We start from the raw sequence: 3647 nt of genomic DNA on the forward strand, positions 1-3647 counted from the left end.
GACGAAGCCGCGGCTGAGGATGTCCGGTCCGGCCAAAACCCGCTTGTGCTTGTAGTCGACTGTGGCTACGGCCACGACCAGGCCTTCTTCTGAGAGAATCTGCCGGTCGCGGACGACAATGTTGCCGACGTCAGCTGCACCGGAAGTGTCGACAAAGACGTCCTTGACGTGAATGTCGCCGGCGATTCTGGCGCCTTCTGGGCTGAAGCAGACCACTTCGCCGTTCTTCAAGACGAAGGTGTTTTCTGCCGGCACCCCGGCTTGCTGGGCCAGGTGGGCGTGCACGACCTGCATCCGGTATTCGCCGTGCACCGGAATCATGTATTTCGGCTTGGCCAATTCAACCATCAGCTTCAGTTCTTCCTGGCCGCCGTGCCCGGAAGTGTGGACATTGTTGACGCGGCCGTGGACGACGTTGGCGCCGCCTTCCATCAGCTTGTTGATCAGCTGGTTGACGCTCAAGGTGTTGCCCGGAATCGGGTTGGAAGAGAAGATCACGGTGTCATGCGGCTTTAACTTGATTTGCCGGTGGGTCCCGTTGGCGATTCTGGACAAGGCAGCCAGCGGTTCGCCTTGAGAACCGGTACACAGGATCATGACCTTTTCAGGCGGCAGGGAGTTGATGGTTTCGGCATCGACGATCAGGCCTTCTGGCACGTCCAGGTAGCCCAGGTCGATCCCGTTTTGGATCCCGTTTTCCATGCTGCGGCCGAAGATGGCAACCTTGCGGCCCGTGTCGATCGCGGCTTGAATGGCGGTTGACACCCGGTAAAGGTTGGAGGCGAAAGTCGCGAAGATGATCCGCCCCTTGATGCCGGTGATGATGTTGTGCAGCGAACCGGCTACGAAGCGCTCGGATTTGGTAAATTGCGGCACTTCGGCGTTGGTTGAGTCGGACAAAAGGGCCAGGACGCCTTCTTTGCCCAGCTGCGCCATTCTTTGGAAGTTTGGCGCAGGCTGGTTCATGACCGGAGTAAGGTCGAACTTGAAGTCGCCAGTGAAGACGACCGCGCCAAGCGGCGTGTGCACGGCGATCCCCAGGGTGTCGGGGATTGAGTGCGTGGTTCTGAAGAAGGTGACGCTGAGCTTGTCAAAAGTCAAGACCGTGTCTTCGTGTTCCTCGTGCAGCTCGGTCCGGTCCAAAATGCCGTGTTCCTCGCACTTGCTCTTGATCAGGGCCAGGGCAAAAGGCGTAGCGTAAACCGGGATTTCCGGAATCTTCTCCAGCAGGAAAGGAATCCCGCCGATGTGGTCTTCGTGACCGTGGCTGACCACCAAAGCCTTGATCTTGTCGCGGTTCTTGATTAAGTAAGAGTAGTCAGAAATGACATAGTTGATCCCCAGCAGCTCGTCTTCCGGGAACTTGATGCCGCAGTCCATGATGACGATTTCGTCTTGGTACTGGACGCAGTACATGTTACGGCCGATTTCGTGTAATCCCCCGATTGCGAAAACGGCAACTTCGTTCTGCTTAATCTTCACTGTCGGCAGAACCAAAGGCAGTCAGCTTGAAGTCAGCGTGTTCTTGTTCGTACTTCAGGGAGTTGCCGGTTAATTCTTGGATGAGCTCGATGTTGTAGGGGGTGTTTTGTTCAACAAGGGCTCTGGCTTGGACGACATTGTCGGCTTCCATGTAGAGAGTTTGCGTGGTTTCTCTGCGCGGATTGACGATCTTGTCCTTTTGATATAAAACTTTGTAGATCATAAAAAAACTCCTTAGATTATTTGATTGTAATTTGATCTCTGTTCGAGAAATTTTGCCAAAATACTCAATAGCTAATTAAAGTTTAGCATATTTAGAAAAGCAAGTATAGAAACACGTCCTTTGTCAAGGAAAAAAGAAAAAGCCCAAGCTAGGACGGATTGTGCTAACTTGAGCTCTGAGCCTAATAGATGACGATCGTGTCTTCATCCAGGGCAAATGGATTTTCCTTGTTGATCCGGTCGTAGAAGAGGTGGCCGTTCAAGTGGTCAATTTCGTGGCCGGAAACGATGGCCGGGTAGCCCTTCAAGCGGATGGTCTTTTCTTCGCCGTCAACGGTCCAGTAGTGAATCGTGACCTTGTTGGGACGCGGAACGTAGCCGTCGATGACCTTGTCGACGCTCAAGCAGCCTTCGCCTTCGCCCAGGCAGGTCTTGCGGACTGATTCGGAAATGATTTCCGGGTTGACGTAAACTTCCTTAAAGATGATTTCACCCTTGTCATCCGGAACCAGCAGGGCAGCCATTGAAACGCCCTCGCCGACCTGCGGGGCGGCTAAGCCGACCCCGGCACGCAGCTGGTGCTTGGCAGCGGTCTTTGGATCCTGTGAGTTTACCAGGTATTCCATCATGTCGTCAGCCAATTTCCGGTAGTGGTCTGACAGGGGGAAGGTCAATTTTTTAGCAACTTGCCGCAAAACGGGATCGCCGTCGCGGACAATATCTTTCATTAAGATCAATTTAGGTTCTCCTTTTTAATAATCGCTAATATATTTTTACCACAAAAACGCCGCTTATGGGCAAACATTTCTTTAAAAGCCATTGTAAACTAAGGGAAATCTGTTGACCAGGTTAAAGAGAGGTTGTACAATAAATGATTGTAAAAAATATAAACTGATAACTTCGGCCAGCCTACTATCTAAAGGCTAAAGGGAACTGTGCTTTAGTCACAGTTCTTTTTATGAGGAACGGGGAGGAAACATTTTTGGCAGATCAAAAGAGAAGAGAAAACATCAGAAACATCGCGATTATCGCGCACGTCGACCACGGTAAGACTACCCTGGTTAACCAGCTGCTCAAGCAGTCAGATACTTTACCAGAACACATGAACCTGGAAGACCGGGCAATGGACTCAAACGCCATTGAACGTGAACGTGGGATCACGATTCTGTCAAAGAACACCGCGGTCAGCTACAAGGGCACGACCATCAACATCCTGGACACCCCAGGCCACGCCGACTTCGGTGGGGAAGTTGAACGGATCATGCACATGGTTGACGGTGCCCTGCTCTTGGTCGACGCTTACGAAGGCCCGATGCCACAAACTCGTTTCGTTTTGCAAAAGGCTTTGGAAGCCGGTGTCAAGCCGGTTGTTGTCGTTAACAAGATCGACCGTCCGGGTGCCCGCCCGGCTGAAGTTCTGGACGAAGTCCTGGAACTCTTCATCGAACTCGGCGCCAACGACGAACAGCTTGAATTCCCGGTTGTTTACGCTTCTGCCTTGAACGGTACTTCCAGCTACTCAGACGACCCGGCTGACCAGGAAGAAACGATGGACCCGATCTTTGACACGATCATCAAGGCCATTCCAGCGCCGATCGACAACGAAGACGAACCGCTGCAGTTCCAGATCACCATGCTTGACTGGGACGACTACGTTGGCCGTATCGGTGTCGGCCGCGTTTACCGGGGCAAGATCAAGGTCGGCGACGAAGTTACTGTCATGAAGCTTGACGGCTCCAAGCAAAACTTCCGCGTTACCAAGCTTTTCGGTTACTTCGGCTTGAAGCGCAACGAAATTAAGGAAGCCAAGGCTGGCGACATCATCGCCATCAGCGGTATCAACGACATCTTCGTTGGTGAAACCATTGCTTCCAAGGAAAATCCAGAAGCCCTGCCGATTTTGCGGATCGATCCGCCGACTCTGCAAATGGACTTCGTTGCCA

The 3647-nt window shown here is 52.4% G+C and carries 4 protein-coding genes; 1 reads left to right on the forward strand and 3 read right to left on the reverse strand.

Translation table 11 applies throughout. The features are described from left to right. From lacNas_RS12410 to def, 3 genes are all read right to left on the reverse strand, one after another. The coding region (locus lacNas_RS12410) for a ribonuclease J (RefSeq protein ID WP_201346910.1) at positions 1 to 1482 on the reverse strand (1482 nt) is incomplete at its 3' end. Beyond that, the gene (locus tag lacNas_RS12415; RefSeq protein WP_201330732.1) at positions 1472 to 1705 is read right to left on the reverse strand and encodes a DNA-dependent RNA polymerase subunit epsilon; all 234 of its coding nucleotides are present in this window, start codon (positions 1703 to 1705) and stop codon (positions 1472 to 1474) included. The genes lacNas_RS12415 and lacNas_RS12410, both read right to left, overlap by 11 nt. A gap of 181 nt (positions 1706 to 1886) precedes the next feature. Beyond that, complete coding sequence (def, locus tag lacNas_RS12420; RefSeq protein ID WP_201330733.1) at positions 1887 to 2441, reverse strand: peptide deformylase; 555 nt, start codon at positions 2439 to 2441, stop codon at positions 1887 to 1889. 221 nt (positions 2442 to 2662) lie between these two features. Between def and lacNas_RS12425 the strand changes: the two genes are divergently transcribed. Next, a partial coding sequence (locus lacNas_RS12425) for a GTP-binding protein (RefSeq protein ID WP_201346911.1) occupies positions 2663 to 3647 on the forward strand: 985 nt, incomplete at its 3' end.

Source organism: Lactobacillus nasalidis (genome assembly GCF_016587775.1).
In the GTDB taxonomy this organism is placed as follows: Bacteria; Bacillota; Bacilli; order Lactobacillales; family Lactobacillaceae; genus Lactobacillus; species Lactobacillus nasalidis.

What these genes read in the sequence shown, in the direction of transcription:
- lacNas_RS12415 (WP_201330732.1), bottom strand. Translation starts at nt 1,705, where the DNA reads ATGATCTACAAAGTTTTATATCAAAAGGACAAGATCGTCAATCCGCGC.